The following is a 17,234-nucleotide window of genomic DNA, read 5'->3' as shown; positions in this document are numbered from 1 at the left end:
ATTCAGGCGCAAGGGCCCGATTCTCTGTTCTTCCGTCCTGCGACAGAAGAAGAAATCTCTCAATTATTACCGCTCTTTCGCCGGATGCGGCATAAACGCCTTATCCGGCCTACCGTTTCATTACGAATACTTTTTGGTGCGCCGCGTTGGCGCGGTATTCGCCGGATCGTCCGGCCAGACGTGTTTCGGATAACGCCCTTTCATCTCTTTTTGCACCTCGCGGTACGATCCCTGCCAGAACGCGCTCAGATCGCTGGTCACCTGTAGCGGTCGTTGGGCCGGAGACAGCAACTCCAGCACCAGCGGCACGCGGCCCTGAGCGATGGTTGGGGTCTTCGCTTCGCCAAACATTTCCTGCATCCGCACCGCCAGTGCCGGAGGATTATCTTCATGATAGCGAATGGCAATCCTACTCCCCGTCGGCACAGTGTAATGCGCCGGCAGTTCACTATCCAGACGTTGCAGCATTGACCAGTCCAGCAAACCGCGCAACGCCTGACCCACATTTAATGCTTTTAACGCGCGTAATGAGTGCACACCGCTCATGTGCGGCAGCAGCCAGGTCTCCAGCGTCGCCAACAGAGAATCCTCATCTACCGCGGGCCAGTCGTATTCTGGCAACCAGGTTGCCGCACACTGCAGACGCAGTCGAAACTGCTCGGCTTCCGGCGTCCAGTTGAGCACACTTAGCCCTTTATCGCGAATACCATTCAACATCGCCTGGTGCAACTCCTCTTCCGAAGGTTTGGCTAATGGTTGTACTTTTACCGTGAGCTGACCAATGCGCAACCGACGCAATGCCTTTAACGTTCCCTGAGCCTCATCCCATTCGATGGTGTCGGACTGTTGCAGCAGCTCAGGACATGCCTGCATTAGCGCCTCAATATCCAGTGGCAGAGCCAGCAAAATACGCGCATCCGGCGAAGCGCTGCCCTGCAACAAAAGCGGCGCTATCAGCCATTCATGGCGTCCGGAAGCGTCATCAGCATCCAGCATTGCGCCCATACCATTAGCCAACTGATAACGCCCTTCCTGCCCGCGTCGACGCGCGATCCGGTCAGCAAACGCCCGCGCCAGCAACGGGGGGAGTTGTGTGCTGTCGGGCTGTCCGCTGCGAACGTTAAGCCGTTTCAGCAACTGTTGACTGCGCTGCTGCCAGGCAGGCTGATTTCGTGAAAACGCCACAGCCAGATCGGTACTGCCGCCGCGCGGCGGCTCTTCCAGAATCGCAGCCAGTTTCGCCGCCGTTGCCGCTTCATCGTCATTGTTGGCGCTAACCAGCATAGCTGCTAATCGCGGGTCGTTACCCAACGCCGCCATTTTCTGCCCTGTGGCGCTGAGCCTGTCGTCCTCAAGCGCGCCCAGCATCTGCAACAGTCGTTTTGCCGCCTGCAGGTTGATGGCGGGCGGCATATCCAGCCAGTTGAGTTGCTCAGGGTCAGTGCATCCCCATTGCAGCAACTCCATCAACAGCCCGGACAGATCGCTCTGTAATATCTCCGGCTCCCCTTGCGAAGCCGCTCTTTCCGCCTGCTCTTTGGCAAGCAGATGCAGACAAATTCCGGGTTCCAGACGCCCTGCGCGTCCCGCTCGCTGCGTCATCGAGGCCTGACTGATGCGCTGGGTAATCAGTCGCGTCAGTCCCGTGCGCGCGTCATAGCGCGCCAAGCGCTCCTGGGCGCAGTCTACCACCAGCCGAATACCTTCAATCGTTAAGCTGGTTTCGGCAATATTGGTGGCCAGCACCACTTTGCGCTTACCTTGCGGCGCGGGCAAAATCGCCTGACGCTGCTCGGCAAGCGTCAGCGCGCCATACAGTGGGCACAGTACAACATCGCTGCCCACACGCATTTCCAGTTGCTCCTGCACGCGCTGGATTTCCCCAACGCCCGGTAAAAACAGCAGCAGCGACCCGCTTTCATGGCGCAGTAGTTCCGCCGTGGCTATCGCCACCGCTTCGTCAAAACGCAGATGTGCCGCCAGCGGCTGATACCGTCGCTCGACCGGGAATGTGCGGCCTTCAGAGATAATCATGGGCGCATCAGGCAATAACTGCTGCAAGCGCCCGTTATCGAGCGTTGCGGACATGATCAACAGTTTCAGATCGTCACGCAGTCCTTGCTGTATATCCAGCAACAGCGCCAGCGCCAGGTCGGCTTGCAAGCTACGTTCGTGAAATTCATCGAGGATCACTAACCCGACGCCCGCCAGTTCGGGATCGCGCTGGATCATGCGCGTCAGGACGCCTTCCGTCACCACTTCCAGCCGGGTCTGCGGCCCCACGCAACTCTGTGCGCGCATGCGATAACCCACGGTCTCACCGGGCTTTTCGTTCAGCAACTCCGCCAACCGCTGCGCGACATTGCGTGCCGCCAGACGACGCGGCTCCAACAAAATAATCCGCCCCTTGATGCCACCATGCTCAAGCAGTCGCAACGGCAGCCAGGTCGATTTCCCGGCACCGGTCGGCGCGGTCAGCAGCACCTGCGACGAGTTATCAAGGGCGGTAAGCAGTTCAGGCACTACGGCGGCAACGGGCAACGACGTCACAAATGGCTCCAGAGGGTTAACATTCTTCGCGCTGCATTGTAGCATCGCGTTAATTCATAACCGAGTATCCATCATGTCTGAGCCAAAAAGGCTGTTCTTTGCGATTGAATTGCCAGGCGGGGTTCGGGAGCAGTTAATCCACTGGCGAGCCGCGCAGTTCCCTCCTGAAGCAGGCCGTCCCGTCGCCGCCGAGAATCTGCATCTGACGTTGGCCTTTTTAGGTGATGTCAGCGCAGAGAAGCAACAGGCGTTGTCGCAGCTAGCCGGACGCATTCGCCAGCCAGGTTTTACGCTCAAACTGGATGATGCCGGGCAATGGCTGCGTTCACGAGTGGTATGGCTGGGGATGCGTCAGCCGCCGCGCGGACTGTTACAACTGGCGAATATGCTGCGGGCACAGGCCGCGCGCAGCGGATGCTACCAAAGCCCACAGCCGTTTCACCCGCATATCACGCTGCTGCGCGATGCCGGCCACGCGGTTCCCATCCCCCCACCGGGCTTTGGCTGGTCGTTTCCGGTCACGGAATTTGCGCTTTACTCCTCCTCATTTGCACGAGGACGCACGCGTTACGCACAGATGCAACGCTGGACGCTGACTGAATAATCAAAAGGACTGCTGATGCAATTTTCTCCACCTTTACAACCGGCTACGCTCATCCAGCGCTACAAGCGCTTTTTAGCGGATGTGATCACACCGGATGGCACAACGCTAACGTTACACTGCCCAAATACCGGCGCGATGACCGGATGCGCAACACCAGGTGATACCGTCTGGTATTCGACATCAGAAAATACCAAACGGAAATATCCGCATACCTGGGAATTAACGCAAACGCAATCCGGGGCGTTTATTTGTGTTAACACGCTGTGGGCGAACAGATTAGCGAAAGAGGCGATTCAGCAGTCGCTAATTTCAAAAGTTTCAGGCTATAGCATATTGAAAAGTGAAGTAAAATACGGCGCCGAAGGGAGTCGTATAGACTTTTTGTTACAGGCGGATTCCCGACCTGACTGCTATATTGAAGTGAAATCAGTCACGTTGGCGGAAAAAGATCAGGGTTATTTTCCCGATGCCATCACTGAACGAGGTCAGAAACATCTTCGGGAATTGATGAGCGTAGCGGCTGAAGGTAAGCGGGCGGTGATATTTTTCGCTGTGCTACATTCAGCCATTACACGGTTTTCACCCGCGCGCCATATTGATACGAAATATGCGCAATTATTGGTCGAAGCTCGGCAAAAGGGGGTCGAAATTCTGGTTTATAAAGCGGAACTTTCTGCCCATGGTATGACTCTTAAAGAGCCGTTGCCCATTACCTTGTAATGGTGTAAACATCTGGTTAATTAATATTCTGGGCGCGTGTGCAAATACGCTTTTCCTCACAGGCTTGTCAAGTGTTACGTTTAGATAATTGCTATCCGGAAAAGCATCTGCTATTTATAGCGACCTGATTTTTCCCCCGAACATGGGGATCGATAGTGCGTGTTAAGGAGAAGCAACATGCAAGAAGGGCAAAACCGTAAAACATCGTCCCTGAGTATTCTCGCCATCGCTGGGGTGGAGCCGTACCAGGAGAAACCGGGCGAAGAGTATATGAACGAAGCCCAGCTGTCGCACTTCAGGCGTATTCTTGAGGCATGGCGTAATCAACTTAGGGATGAAGTCGATCGCACCGTATCTCATATGCAAGACGAAGCGGCTAACTTCCCTGATCCGGTGGACCGCGCCGCGCAGGAAGAAGAATTCAGCCTTGAGCTGCGTAACCGTGACCGTGAGCGCAAACTGATCAAAAAGATCGAGAAGACGCTGAAGAAGGTAGAAGACGAAGATTTCGGCTACTGCGAATCATGCGGCGTAGAAATTGGTATTCGCCGTCTGGAAGCACGTCCGACAGCCGATCTGTGTATCGACTGCAAAACGCTGGCAGAAATCCGCGAAAAACAAATGGCAGGTTAATTCCGGTCATTTTTACCACGTTTACTACAGGCGGGAGTTTCTCCCGCCTTATTATTTGTTAGTCCGCAAAATGAGCGATTCACACTATATTGGCCGCTTCGCCCCCTCCCCTTCCGGCGAACTGCACTTCGGTTCACTGATTGCCGCCCTCGGCAGTTACCTGCAGGCTCGTGCCCGGCGCGGCATCTGGCGAGTACGCATTGAAGATATTGACCCCCCTCGTGAAGTTCCCGGTGCTGCAGATACGATTCTGCGTCAGCTGGAACATTACGGCCTGCACTGGGATGGCGACATTTTGTGGCAATCCCAGCGCCATGACGCCTACCGCGAGGCGCTCGCCTGGCTGCATCAGCAGGATCTGAGCTATTACTGCACCTGTACGCGCGCGCGTATTCAAAGCGTCGGCGGCATTTACGATGGTCACTGCCGCGAGCTGCGCCTCGGGCCAGAGCAGGCGGCAGTCCGCATTAAACAACGCCACCCCGTGATGCAGTTTACTGACCGGCTACGCGGTGTGATTCAGGCTGACCCGCAACTTGCTGGTGAAGATTTTATTATTCACCGCCGCGACGGGCTGTTTGCCTATAACCTCGCGGTAGTGGTAGATGACCACTTCCAGGGCGTGACGGAAATTGTGCGCGGCGCCGATCTCATAGAACCGACGGTGCGGCAAATTTCGTTATATCAGCAGTTTGGCTGGCAGGCGCCAGACTATATTCATCTGCCGCTGGCGCTTAACAAACAAGGCGCTAAACTTTCCAAACAAAATCATGCACCTGCCCTGCCGCAAGGCGATCCACGTCCGGTGATTATTGCCGCGCTGCGCTTTCTCGGCCAGCGTGTGGATATCGCGTGGCAGGAGATGCAGGTCGATCAGATCCTTCAGTTTGCAGTGGAAAACTGGAGTCTGACAACGGTGCCAGAATCAGCGATCGTAAATACGCCATTCTCAAATGCGCCATGCTGAGCTATGATTAGCCGCTATTTTTACACAGCAACACTTGTTCTGATTGAAGTTTGACACTACCGAGGTGCACTATTTTTACCCGAGTCGCTAATTTTTGCCGCAAGGTGCTAAGCCGCGAGGAGCGCGAGGCCGAGCTTGCCGTCGCCCGTCCACATATGACGGTAATCCCGCGTGAGCAGCACTCTATCTCCCGCAAAGATATCAGTGAAAATGCCCTGAAGGTAATGTACAGGCTCAATAAGGCCGGATACGAGGCATGGCTGGTTGGCGGGGGCGTGCGCGATCTTTTGCTGGGCAAAAAGCCAAAAGATTTTGATGTCACCACTAACGCAACGCCGGATCAGGTGCGAAAACTGTTTCGTAACTGCCGCCTGGTCGGTCGCCGTTTCCGTCTGGCCCATGTCATGTTTGGCCCGGAAATTATCGAAGTGGCAACGTTCCGCGGTCATCATGAAGGCAGCGAGTCCGATCGCACAACCTCACAGCGCGGGCAAAACGGTATGCTGCTGCGCGATAACATCTTTGGCTCCATTGAAGAAGATGCCCAGCGTCGCGATTTCACGATCAACAGCCTGTATTACAGCGTGGCCGATTTCACCGTGCGAGATTACGTCGGTGGTATGCAGGATCTCGAAGAAGGCATCATTCGCCTGATCGGTAATCCGGAAACGCGCTATCGCGAAGATCCCGTACGTATGCTCCGCGCCGTGCGCTTTGCCGCCAAGCTCGACATGCGTATCAGCCCGGAAACCGCGGAGCCGATCCCGCGTCTGGCAACGCTGTTGAACGACATTCCTCCCGCACGCCTGTTTGAAGAAGCGCTTAAGCTATTACAGGCGGGCTATGGATATGAAACCTATAAAAAACTGCGTGAGTACAGCCTGTTCCAGCCGCTGTTCCCAACCATTACGCGCTACTTCACCGAAGACGGTGATAGCCCGATGGAGCGCATTATCGCCCAGGTGCTGAAGAATACCGATAACCGCATTAACAATGATATGCGCGTTAACCCGGCGTTCTTGTTCGCCGCCATGTTCTGGTATCCGTTACTGGAAGCCGCGCAGAAAATTGCGCAAGAAAGCGGTCTGGCCTATTACGACGCTTTCGCACTGGCAATGAATGACGTACTCGACGAAGCCTGTCGCTCGCTGGCAATCCCGAAACGATTAACCTCGCTGACCCGTGATATCTGGCAGTTGCAGTTACGCATGTCCCGTCGTCAGGGCAAACGCGCCTGGAAGCTGATGGAACATCCGAAGTTCCGCGCCGCCTACGACCTGCTGGCCCTGCGTGCTGAAGTGGAAAACAACGCCGAGCTGCAGCGTCTGGCTCAATGGTGGGGTGAATTCCAGGTTTCAGCGCCGCCGGAGCAAAAAGGCATGCTGAACGAGCTGGATGAAGAGCCTGAACGTCGTCGTCATCGTCGCCCACGCAAACGCGCGCCACGCCGCGAGGGAAGTGCGTGACTGTCGTTTATATCGCTATTGGCAGCAACCTCGCCTCCCCGCTGGAGCAGGTGAATGCTGCCATACAGGCGATCGGTGAAATTCCCGACAGCCGCATTATGGCCGTCTCTTCATTTTACCGCACACCGCCATTAGGCCCACAGGATCAGCCCGACTACCTGAACGCCGCGGTGGCGCTGGATACCGCTCTCACCCCAGAAGAATTGCTTAACCATACTCAGCGCATTGAGCTGCAACAGGGGCGTGTGCGCAAGGCCGAACGCTGGGGACCGCGAACGCTGGACCTCGACATTATGCTGTTTGGCGATGAAGTGATTAACACCGAGCGTCTGACCGTGCCGCACTACGACATGAAAAACCGGGGCTTTATGCTATGGCCGCTGTTTGAGATCGCTCCTGATCTGATCTTTCCTGATGGTATCAGCCTGCATCAGCACCTCCCCCATCTTGGTGCGGCAAAACCTGCCCACTGGTAAAACATCGCCTCCCCTTTAGCGTTTACTGCTTTAGCGCCAAACGATTGCTTAAATCAATTGCCCCCCTGAATGTGACTGTTAGAATGCCGGTAAATATGACTTTCATCATCAGGAAATGTAATGAAACCGACCACCATTTCGCTGTTACAGAAATGCAAACAAGAGAAAAAGCGCTTCGCCACCATTACCGCGTACGATTACAGCTTTGCCAAACTGTTCGCCGATGAAGGCATCAACGTGATGCTGGTGGGCGACTCCCTGGGCATGACAATTCAGGGGCACGACTCTACCCTGCCGGTCACCGTGGAGGATATCGCCTATCACACCCGCGCCGTACGCCGTGGCGCGCCCAACTGTCTGTTGCTCTCCGACCTACCGTTTATGGCTTATGCCACACCGCAACAAGCGTTTGAAAACGCGGCCACGGTCATGCGCGCAGGCGCTAATATGGTCAAAATCGAAGGCGGCGCATGGCTTACGGATACGGTGAAAATGCTCACCGAACGCGCGGTGCCGGTTTGCGGTCATCTGGGATTAACACCCCAGTCGGTGAATATCTTCGGCGGCTATAAAATTCAAGGCCGCGGCGACGCCGGACAGATACTACTGGATGATGCGCTGGCCTTAGAAGCCGCGGGCGCTCAGTTGCTGGTACTCGAGTGCGTGCCGGTTGAACTGGCGAAGCGCGTGACCGAAGCGCTGTCGATTCCGGTAATCGGCATTGGCGCGGGCAACGTCACCGACGGTCAGATCCTGGTGATGCACGATGCGTTTGGCATCACCGGCGGTCATATTCCAAAATTCGCGAAAAATTTCCTTGCCGAAGCGGGCGACATGCGCGCCGCCGTACGGCAGTATATGGCTGAAGTGGAGTCCGGCGTTTATCCGGGCGAAGAACACAGTTTCCATTAAGGAGTCTCGTTGTGTTGATTATTGAAACCCTGCCGCTGCTGCGCCAGCATATTCGCCGTCTGCGTCAGGAAGGCAAACGCGTCGCACTGGTTCCCACAATGGGCAACCTGCACGACGGCCATATGAAGCTGGTCGATGAGGCAAAAGCCCGGGCCGATGTGGTGATCGTCAGCATTTTCGTCAACCCGATGCAGTTTGACCGGCCGGACGATCTGGTGCGTTATCCGCGCACGCTGCAGGAAGACTGCGAAAAGCTGAACAAGCGCAAAGTCGATTATGTCTTTGCGCCAGCCGTTGAGGAAATCTACCCACAGGGGCTGGAAGGCCAGACGTACGTTGATGTTCCCGGCCTCTCTACCATGCTGGAAGGCGCCAGCCGTCCGGGCCACTTCCGCGGCGTCTCGACTATCGTCAGCAAGCTGTTCAACCTGATCCAGCCGGATATCGCCTGCTTTGGCGAGAAGGACTTCCAGCAACTGGCGCTGATTCGCAAAATGGTCGCCGATCTGGGCTACGACATTGAGATAGTCGGCGTGCCGATTATCCGCGCCAAAGATGGTCTGGCACTCAGCTCGCGTAACGGGTACCTGACGGCAGAGCAGCGTAAAATTGCGCCAGGTCTGCACAAAGTGATGAACGGCATCGCTGAAAAACTGATTGCGGGTAACCGTGAGCTGCAAGAGATTATTGCCATTGCCGAGCAGGAACTGAATGAAAAAGGCTTCCGTGCCGACGACATTCAAATTCGTGATGCCGACACGCTGCAGGAGCTGACGGAAACCAGCAAACGCGCAGTGATTCTGGCCGCCGCCTGGCTGGGTCAGGCGCGTCTGATCGATAATCAAAGCGTTACATTAGCCCAGTAGACAGGGGTTAAAAATCGGGCAATACTGCCTGAGAATTTCAAAAGCAGGCCACAAGCGCCTGCTTAGCCAAGGTAAACGACAGGGTAAAGAAGTTATGATTCGCACCATGCTGCAAGGCAAGCTCCACCGCGTAAAAGTCACGCAGGCGGACCTGCACTACGAAGGTTCCTGTGCCATTGACCAGGATTTCCTTGATGCCTCCGGTATTCTGGAAAACGAAGCGATTGATATCTGGAACGTGACCAATGGGAAACGTTTCTCAACCTATGCGATTGCGGCTGAACGCGGCTCCAGAATCATCTCGGTGAACGGTGCGGCGGCGCACTGCGCTGAAGTTGGCGACATTGTGATTATCGCCAGCTTCGTCACTATGTCTGATGAAGAAGCCCGTACCTGGCGGCCGAAAGTGGCCTACTTTGAAGGCGACAACGAAATGAAGCGCACCGCGAAAGCTATTCCGGTCCAGGTTGCCTGATAGTCCTTACCCCTGCGGCTGATTGACTATCAGCCGCGACATGGTTTCCAGCGAATCCGTGCGCAGAATATACAGCCTTTTGAGCAGCATCGGATTATCTCCCGGCTTCACCTTCCCTCTCACCGTGGTTACCGCCATGTGTAATCCCGCGTCGCCCGCCGCTTTTACCGCCGTAGCGTTATAACCGCCAAACGGATACGAAAGATACAGAACGTGGGAATTGAACTGGGACAGCGCCCGACGAGAACGGGCAAAATCGAACAGAATGTTGTGATAGTTGCGGCTCAGCAGGATCGGCCGATGATGAGCGTCCACTCGATGTAAAAAATGAGTATGCGACTGAAAGTCAAACACGTCCCTGATCGCATTCAGTTCAGAGACACTCATAAACTGTAGCGATTTCGGATCCCACTTCTGCGGATGGCGCTTAATGCGTGACGAGATGATAAACGCCGTTGCCTTCATGCCGTTCTGTTTCAACACCGGATAAGCATAACGACTCACCGACTTCAGGCCATCGTCGAACGTCAGCACCACCGCCCGCGCCGGGAGGTTCATATTGTTGCGTACATAGCCTTCCAGTTGATACATCGTCAGCGTCGTGTAGCCGCGGTCGTGTAGCCAGGCCATCTGGTTGCTAAACGCGCGTACAGAGGTTGTCGTGGAGGTGTGGCGAAAGCGGGTATTCTCTTCATCGCGCAGAATATGATGATAGGTTAACACCGGTATACCGTTGTCTTCCTGCGCATCCAGAGCACTGATATAGGCCAGTCTGCCGCCAATGCGGATCTGGTACCAGGTCTGGTTGAGTCGGTCTTTAAGCTTACTGATAATGGGATAGCGCAGATTGTCCGCCAGCACGCCAAACGGGGCGCTACCGACATCCGGAGCATTATAAACCGGTGTATCTTTCCAGGTGATCAAGCTTTGATTGCTGAGCGGTTTATTGAGATCGCCCAGACCATCATCAACTTTCTGCCGCCCCTGAACAGGCTCCAGATGTCCCTTATCAATAAACCCGGTCCCCAAGCCAAAGGTGAATTCGTAATAGTCTGCCGCGATCGGCTCTACGGCGAGGATCTGCCCGGCGCGAATATTCCCCACCGTCACCATTTTGTCACCTATCTGCGCCCACACGGCAGCCGCTTCGGTGGTTTGCATGTAGCGAGCAGGCAAAGCCGCAGCTACGCTGCCAGAAGACAGGAGCAACAAAATAAGCACAACGCGCATAACCATATGAGATAACCGAACCGAGGCGAGAAACCTCGGCTATTGTAGCAAAAGCACCATCAATACCAACGATTAATACTCATACAAATCATGCTTCAATACGAAGGGGGGATTTTTTTGTTGTTGATGCCAGAGACTTGAGACTTCCGGCCCGCCAAGCGTAACAATGCAATCGCGAAACGCAGAGCTGCTCATTGATTCCCGCGACGAAAGCATTCTCTCAAGCAATGAATAGCTGATACCTGAAATCACTTCACACTGGGGGTGTTTGTGGCTCATTAACGAGGCCACGCGGTATGGTGCGGCCCCCGCGGTATCCGTCAGGAAGATCACGCCCTCGCCTGAGTCAGTAGCATGCAGAGCGTGGCACATCATGCGGCTCAACATATTTGAGCTGAGTCCACGCCAAAAACTTACCGCCTGGCATTGGGCCAACGGGCCGTGCTTCTGCTCCAGACGATGCAGCATATCCTGTGCCTTATCGTCATGACAGGTAATTACCCAACCTAACATTGCCTACCTCCTTAGCAGGCAAGTAGTTTATCAGTGTGATAAATCCATAATGGTGATAAGCGTCAAAAGTCTTCCTCTCCCGAGCAGAGAGAGGAAGAAAGAATTAACTGCGCAAACCGCGCCCACGCTGGATCAGGTACCAGCACAGCAAATAAAACACCGCGATGAACACCACCAGCACGCCAAACGTGGTGACCAGCGGAACATCATGGATACCCAGGAAGCCGTAGCGGAACCCGCTGATCATGTAGACAATTGGGTTCAGGTGCGACAGCCCCTGCCAGAACGGCGGCAGCAGCGTTAACGAATAGAAAACGCCCCCCAAATAGGTCAGCGGCGTCAGCACAAAGGTTGGGATCAGGCTGATATCATCAAAGGTTTTGGCGAAAACCGCGTTCAGCAGCCCGGCCAGTGAAAACAGTACCGCCGTTAACACTAGCGTGAGCGCAACAAAGACCCAGGAGTGCACCTGGAACGGCACGAAGAACAGTGAAATAGCAGTTACAAGGATCCCTACGCCCAGGCCACGCGCCACGCCACCGCCGACAAAACCCGCGATAATGACGTGCGTCGGTACCGGAGCGACCAGCAGTTCTTCAATATTGCGTTGAAACTTGGCGCTAAAGAATGACGATGCCACGTTAGCGTACGAGTTGGTGATCACCGCCATCATAATCAGCCCCGGCACAATAAATTGCATGTAGCTAAAACCATGCATTTCGCCGATACGCGAGCCAATCAAATTACCAAAAATAATAAAATAGAGCGTCATGGTGATGACGGGAGGAACCAGAGTCTGGACCCAGATACGCATAAAGCGGTGGATCTCTTTCGCCCAGATGCTTTTTAGCGCAACCCAATAAAGCTGCATCATGCGCGATCTCCTTGTTTTTCATGCACCAGAGAAACAAACAGCTCTTCCAGCCGGTTCGCCTTGTTACGCATACTTAATACCTGAATACCCTGGGCGCTCAGTTGTGAGAACACGCTGTTTACCCCTTGCTCACGCAGAACTTCCACTTCCAGCGTCGAGGTATCAACCAGACGATACTGATACCCTTCCAGTTTTGGCAGCGGGCTTTTCGGCGCCAGATCGAGGATAAAAGTTTCGGATTTCAGTTTAGAGAGCAGACTCTTCATTGAGGTATTTTCCACCAGCTCACCGTGCTGAATAATACCGATATTACGACACAGCATTTCCGCTTCTTCGAGATAGTGGGTGGTCAGAATAATCGTGGTGCCTTTATCGTTTAAATCTTTTAAAAAGCCCCACATTGAACGACGCAGCTCAATGTCGACGCCCGCCGTCGGTTCATCGAGAATCAACAGCTTTGGCTGATGCATCAGCGCCCGCGCGATCATCAGACGACGTTTCATCCCACCGGAAAGCATACGCGCACGTTCGTTACGTTTTTCCCACAAGTCGAGCTGTTTTAGATATATTTCGCCACGCTTAACGGCTTCTTTATGCTCAACGCCATAGTAGCCTGCCTGGTTGACCACGATCTGCTGCACGGTTTCAAACGGGTTAAAGTTAAACTCCTGTGGCACCAGACCAAGCTGACGTTTAGCGTTAACCGTATCTTTATCGAGATCGTATCCGAAGACGCTTACCCGTCCGGAAGTTTTATTCACCAGCGAACTGATAATGCCGATGGTGGTGGATTTACCTGCGCCATTCGGTCCCAAAAGCGCATAAAAATCACCCGCTTCGACTTGCAAATCTATGCCGCGTAGCGCCTGCACGCCACCGGGATAGGTTTTCTTAAGTTCTTGAAGTTCCAGAGCAATGGTCATGGTTTTTTACTTACCTTACGTTCTGACATTTCATATATAGTTTAATTAATGCTGGAGTTACCCTATATTAGCCCATCGAATTTATCTGGTTTCGGGTCGTACAACTCCATGAAAGACATAGATACACTCATCAGCAACAATGCACTATGGTCAAAGATGCTGGTAGAAGAGGATCCCGGATTTTTTGAAACGCTGACACATGCGCAGAATCCACGTTTTCTATGGATTGGATGTTCCGATAGCCGCGTTCCCGCTGAACGATTGACCGGTCTGGAACCGGGCGAATTATTCGTCCACCGTAATGTTGCCAATCTGGTTATTCACACCGACCTGAACTGCCTCTCAGTGGTTCAGTATGCGGTGGATGTGCTGGAAGTGGAACATATTATTATTTGCGGCCACTACGGATGCGGCGGCGTCCAGGCAGCGATTGAAAATAAAGAACAGGGGCTGATTGATAACTGGTTACTGCATATTCGCGATATCTGGTTTAAACACAGCTCACTGCTGGGCGAAATGCCGCAGGAACGCCGCATGGACACCCTGTGCGAACTGAATGTCATGGAGCAGGTCTATAACCTGGGTCATTCAACGATTATGCGATCCGCCTGGAAGCGCGGTCAGAAAGTCACCATTCACGGCTGGGCCTACGGTATTCATGATGGCCTGCTGCGCGATCTCGACGTCACCGCCACCAGCCGCGAAACGCTGGAGCAGCGCTATCGCCAGGGCTTATCTAACCTCAGCCAGAAACACTGCAACCATAAATAATGAGACATTGCCGGGAGGCGGCTATGCCTTACCCGGCCTACAAACCTGCGCCGTAGGCCTGATAAGTGAAGCGCCATCAGGCACTCCAGCCAATTACTCGTCCAGCAGCACCACTTTGCCAACGTACGGCAGATGGCGATAACGCTGAGCATAGTCAATGCCGTAGCCGACCACAAACTCATCTGGAATAGAGAATCCGATAAACTCAACCGGGACATCCACTTCACGACGGGAAGGTTTATCCAGCAGCGTACAAATAGCCAGGGATTTCGGCTCGCGCAGGCTCAGAATCTCACGCACTTTAGACAGCGTGTTGCCGGAGTCGATAATGTCTTCAACAATCAGCACGTCCTTGCCACGAATGTCTTCATCCAGGTCTTTCAGGATTTTAACATCACGCGTGGTAGACATTCCGCTGCCATAACTGGATGCAGTCATGAAATCGACTTCGTGGGAGACATGCACTTCACGGCACAGGTCCGCCATAAACATAAATGAGCCGCGTAACAGACCAACCAGCACCATATCGCTGCCGCTGTCCTTATAACGTTCGTTAATCTGACGTCCCAGTTCAGCAATACGCGCTTTGATCTCCGCTTCCGGGATCATGACTTCAACAGTATGTTTCATATCTCTAACCATATGATTTAAAAACAAATCACTCAATGCTTACTTTTAATAAGCGAGCATCTAAGCGCAAGGCACGCAGTATACCAGCAAAAGCATTCATCCGCGGCATCTGTTGATAAAGTTCATAATGTGACAATCGTCACGCGTTTTAACTCCTATAATTAACTGCTATTAAAGAAATAACACCTGTGATGGTATTTTTTATGGCAAATAACAACGTACGCTCCCAACGACTTATCGTGACACTGAGTGCTCTGTTCGCCGCACTTTGTGGACTCTATCTCCTGATTGGCGGAGGCTGGCTGGTCGCCATCGGTGGCTCCTGGTATTACCCGATAGCGGGCCTGGCCATGCTCGGCGTAGCCTTCCTGCTATGGCGTAGTCAACGCTCCGCGCTTTGGCTGTATGCCGTCCTGCTTCTCGCTACCATGATTTGGGGCGTATGGGAAGTCGGCTTTGATTTCTGGGCATTAACACCGCGTAGCGACATCCTGGTCTTCTTCGGTATCTGGCTGATTCTGCCGTTCGTCTGGCGTCACCTGATCGTCCCTTCCAGCGGCGCGGTAACGGCGCTGGTCGTCGCACTACTGATTAGCGGCGCGATCCTGACCTGGGCGGGTTTCAACGATCCGCAGGAAGTACACGGCACGCTGAGCGCGGATACCACCCCGGCCGAAGCAATTTCACCGGTGGCCGACGAGGACTGGCCCGCTTACGGGCGCAATCAGGAAGGTCAACGCTACTCACCGTTAAAACAAATTAACGCCGACAACGTACATCAATTGAAAGAAGCCTGGGTATTTCGCACCGGTGATTTAAAACAGCCAAACGATCCGGGTGAAATCACCAATGAAGTCACGCCGATCAAAGTTGGTGATACGCTCTATCTGTGTACCGCCCACCAGCGTCTGTTTGCGCTCGATGCGGCGAGTGGCAAAGAGAAGTGGCATTTCGATCCCCAACTCAATACCAACACCTCTTTCCAGCACGTAACCTGTCGCGGCGTTTCTTATCATGAAGCACGTGCCGATAACGCCAGCCCGGAAGTGGTGGCTGACTGTCCGCGCCGCATCATCCTGCCGGTGAACGATGGCCGTCTGTTTGCCCTGAACGCGGAAACCGGCAAGCTGTGCGCAACCTTCGCCAATCAAGGCATCCTCAACTTACAAACCAACATGCCGGATACCACGCCTGGTCTGTATGAGCCGACGTCACCGCCCATCATCACTGATAAAACCATCGTGATTGCCGGGTCGGTGACCGATAACTTCTCCACCCGCGAAACTTCCGGCGTTATCCGTGGCTTCGATGTGAATACCGGTAAGCTGCTGTGGGCATTCGACCCAGGTGCCAAAGATCCCAATTTCATCCCGTCAGATGAACATACGTTCACCTTTAACTCACCAAACTCCTGGGCCCCTGCGGCCTATGACGCGAAGCTGGATCTGGTGTATCTGCCCATGGGCGTCACCACACCGGACATCTGGGGCGGTAACCGCACGCCGGAACAGGAACGTTATGCCAGCGCCATCCTGGCGTTAAATGCCACTACCGGGAAGCTGGCCTGGAGCTATCAAACCGTTCATCACGATCTATGGGATATGGACTTACCGGCGCAGCCAACGCTGGCGGATATCACCGTTAAAGGCCAGAAAGTCCCGGTCATTTACGCCCCGGCGAAAACCGGTAACATCTTCGTGCTCGACCGCCGTAATGGTGAACTGGTGGTACCTGCCCCGGAAAAACCGGTGCCGCAGGGTGCAGCCAAAGGTGATTACGTCAGCAAAACCCAGCCGTTCTCCGACCTTACCTTCCGTCCGCAGAAAGATTTGAGCGGCGCGGACATGTGGGGCGCCACCATGTTCGACCAGTTGGTGTGTCGCGTAATGTTCCACCAACTGCGTTATGAGGGCATCTTCACCCCACCTTCAGAGCAGGGCACGCTGGTATTCCCTGGCAACCTGGGGATGTTCGAATGGGGCGGAATCTCCGTTGATCCCAACCGTCAGGTGGCGATAGCCAACCCGATGGCGCTGCCGTTTGTATCGAAGCTGATCCCACGCGGCCCAGGTAATCCGATGGAGCCGCCGAAAGATGCCAAAGGCACCGGCACAGAATCAGGAATTCAGCCACAGTACGGCGTGCCGTTCGGCGTCACGCTGAATCCGTTCCTGTCGCCATTTGGCCTGCCGTGTAAGCAGCCAGCCTGGGGCTACATCTCCGCCGTGGATCTGAAGACCAATGAAGTGGTGTGGAAAAAACGTATTGGCACCCCGCAGGACAGCATGCCGTTCCCAATGCCGGTTCAGGTACCGTTCAATATGGGAATGCCAATGCTGGGAGGGCCTATCTCCACAGCCGGTAACGTGCTGTTCATTGCCGCAACCGCCGACAACTATCTGCGCGCCTACAATATGAGTAACGGTGAAAAACTGTGGCAGGGCCGTCTACCGGCAGGTGGACAGGCGACACCGATGACCTATGAAGTGAATGGCAAGCAGTATGTGGTGATCTCCGCCGGAGGTCACGGGTCGTTTGGCACGAAGATGGGCGATTATATCGTGGCGTATGCATTGCCGGACGACGCTAAATAACTGAAAAGCCCGGTGGCGCTAAGCTTACCG

17 protein-coding genes are annotated in these 17,234 nt (G+C 54.3%); 11 read left to right on the top strand and 6 right to left on the bottom strand.

Annotation, left to right across the window (positions count from 1 at the left end; translation table 11 throughout):
* Window positions 1-120: 120 nt before the first annotated feature.
* Window positions 121-2,550, bottom strand: a complete 2,430-nt coding sequence (gene hrpB / locus FDX04_RS03635) for an ATP-dependent helicase HrpB (RefSeq protein ID WP_170975139.1) — start codon at window positions 2,548-2,550, stop codon at window positions 121-123.
* Window positions 2,551-2,623: 73 nt separating this feature from the next.
* Between hrpB and thpR the strand changes: the two genes are divergently transcribed.
* The 9 genes from thpR to panD all read left to right on the top strand — a co-directional run bounded on the left by thpR (window position 2,624) and on the right by panD (window position 9,669).
* Entirely contained in the window at window positions 2,624-3,154 is a 531-nt protein-coding gene (thpR, locus tag FDX04_RS03630; RefSeq protein ID WP_137370447.1) for an RNA 2',3'-cyclic phosphodiesterase, read from the top strand.
* 15 nt (window positions 3,155-3,169) lie between these two features.
* A complete protein-coding gene (sfsA, locus tag FDX04_RS03625; protein WP_137370446.1) occupies window positions 3,170-3,874 on the top strand; it encodes a DNA/RNA nuclease SfsA in 705 nt (234 codons plus the stop codon).
* A 177-nt stretch (window positions 3,875-4,051) separates the two neighbouring features.
* Entirely contained in the window at window positions 4,052-4,507 is a 456-nt protein-coding gene (gene dksA / locus FDX04_RS03620; RefSeq protein ID WP_003018625.1) for an RNA polymerase-binding protein DksA, read from the top strand.
* A 70-nt stretch (window positions 4,508-4,577) separates the two neighbouring features.
* On the top strand, window positions 4,578-5,474 hold the full coding sequence (gene gluQRS, locus FDX04_RS03615) for a tRNA glutamyl-Q(34) synthetase GluQRS (RefSeq protein WP_137360275.1): 897 nt from the start codon (window positions 4,578-4,580) through the stop codon (window positions 5,472-5,474).
* Between the two features lie 71 nt (window positions 5,475-5,545).
* Window positions 5,546-6,940, top strand: coding sequence for a polynucleotide adenylyltransferase PcnB (gene pcnB / locus FDX04_RS03610; RefSeq protein WP_208616126.1), 1,395 nt, complete (start codon window positions 5,546-5,548; stop codon window positions 6,938-6,940).
* Entirely contained in the window at window positions 6,937-7,416 is a 480-nt protein-coding gene (folK, locus tag FDX04_RS03605; protein WP_137370445.1) for a 2-amino-4-hydroxy-6-hydroxymethyldihydropteridine diphosphokinase, read from the top strand. Before pcnB ends, folK begins: the two co-directional genes overlap by 4 nt.
* Before the next feature lie 120 nt (window positions 7,417-7,536).
* The gene (panB, locus tag FDX04_RS03600) at window positions 7,537-8,328 is read left to right on the top strand and encodes a 3-methyl-2-oxobutanoate hydroxymethyltransferase (protein WP_137370444.1); all 792 of its coding nucleotides are present in this window, start codon (window positions 7,537-7,539) and stop codon (window positions 8,326-8,328) included.
* Window positions 8,329-8,339: 11 nt separating this feature from the next.
* Window positions 8,340-9,194 (top strand): pantoate--beta-alanine ligase, encoded by an 855-nt coding sequence (gene panC / locus FDX04_RS03595; protein ID WP_137370443.1) that lies wholly within the window; start codon window positions 8,340-8,342, stop codon window positions 9,192-9,194.
* A 94-nt stretch (window positions 9,195-9,288) separates the two neighbouring features.
* Window positions 9,289-9,669: an aspartate 1-decarboxylase gene (gene panD, locus FDX04_RS03590; protein ID WP_000621526.1), complete on the top strand. Its 381-nt coding sequence runs from the start codon at window positions 9,289-9,291 to the stop codon at window positions 9,667-9,669.
* A 6-nt stretch (window positions 9,670-9,675) separates the two neighbouring features.
* Here panD and FDX04_RS03585 read toward each other — a convergent pair whose 3' ends face one another.
* From FDX04_RS03585 to FDX04_RS03570, 4 genes are all read right to left on the bottom strand, one after another.
* Window positions 9,676-10,905, bottom strand: a complete 1,230-nt coding sequence (locus FDX04_RS03585; RefSeq protein WP_137370442.1) for a polysaccharide deacetylase family protein — start codon at window positions 10,903-10,905, stop codon at window positions 9,676-9,678.
* Between the two features lie 66 nt (window positions 10,906-10,971).
* Complete coding sequence (locus FDX04_RS03580; RefSeq protein ID WP_038637318.1) at window positions 10,972-11,412, bottom strand: PTS sugar transporter subunit IIA; 441 nt, start codon at window positions 11,410-11,412, stop codon at window positions 10,972-10,974.
* Between the two features lie 103 nt (window positions 11,413-11,515).
* Window positions 11,516-12,286: an ABC transporter permease gene (locus FDX04_RS03575; RefSeq protein WP_137370441.1), complete on the bottom strand. Its 771-nt coding sequence runs from the start codon at window positions 12,284-12,286 to the stop codon at window positions 11,516-11,518.
* Window positions 12,283-13,209, bottom strand: a complete 927-nt coding sequence (locus tag FDX04_RS03570) for an ABC transporter ATP-binding protein (protein ID WP_137370440.1) — start codon at window positions 13,207-13,209, stop codon at window positions 12,283-12,285. Before FDX04_RS03570 ends, FDX04_RS03575 begins: the two co-directional genes overlap by 4 nt.
* Window positions 13,210-13,317: 108 nt before the next feature.
* Here FDX04_RS03570 and can point away from each other — a divergent pair, with 108 nt between their 5' ends.
* Window positions 13,318-13,980, top strand: a complete 663-nt coding sequence (can, locus tag FDX04_RS03565; RefSeq protein WP_038637306.1) for a carbonate dehydratase — start codon at window positions 13,318-13,320, stop codon at window positions 13,978-13,980.
* Between the two features lie 93 nt (window positions 13,981-14,073).
* On the opposite strand, the gene hpt is transcribed toward can, so the two are convergent.
* Window positions 14,074-14,610: a hypoxanthine phosphoribosyltransferase gene (gene hpt, locus FDX04_RS03560; RefSeq protein WP_042312274.1), complete on the bottom strand. Its 537-nt coding sequence runs from the start codon at window positions 14,608-14,610 to the stop codon at window positions 14,074-14,076.
* Window positions 14,611-14,813: 203 nt separating this feature from the next.
* On the opposite strand from hpt, the gene FDX04_RS03555 reads away from it, so the two are divergent.
* The gene (locus FDX04_RS03555; protein WP_137365165.1) at window positions 14,814-17,204 is read left to right on the top strand and encodes a glucose/quinate/shikimate family membrane-bound PQQ-dependent dehydrogenase; all 2,391 of its coding nucleotides are present in this window, start codon (window positions 14,814-14,816) and stop codon (window positions 17,202-17,204) included.
* The last annotated feature ends 30 nt before the right edge of the window (window positions 17,205-17,234 follow it).

It is taken from the genome of Citrobacter sp. wls615 (assembly GCF_005281355.1).
GTDB lineage: Bacteria > Pseudomonadota > Gammaproteobacteria > Enterobacterales > Enterobacteriaceae > Citrobacter > Citrobacter werkmanii.
Note: the sequence above shows the minus strand (reverse complement) of the source record. Positions and strands in the feature narration are given on the sequence as shown.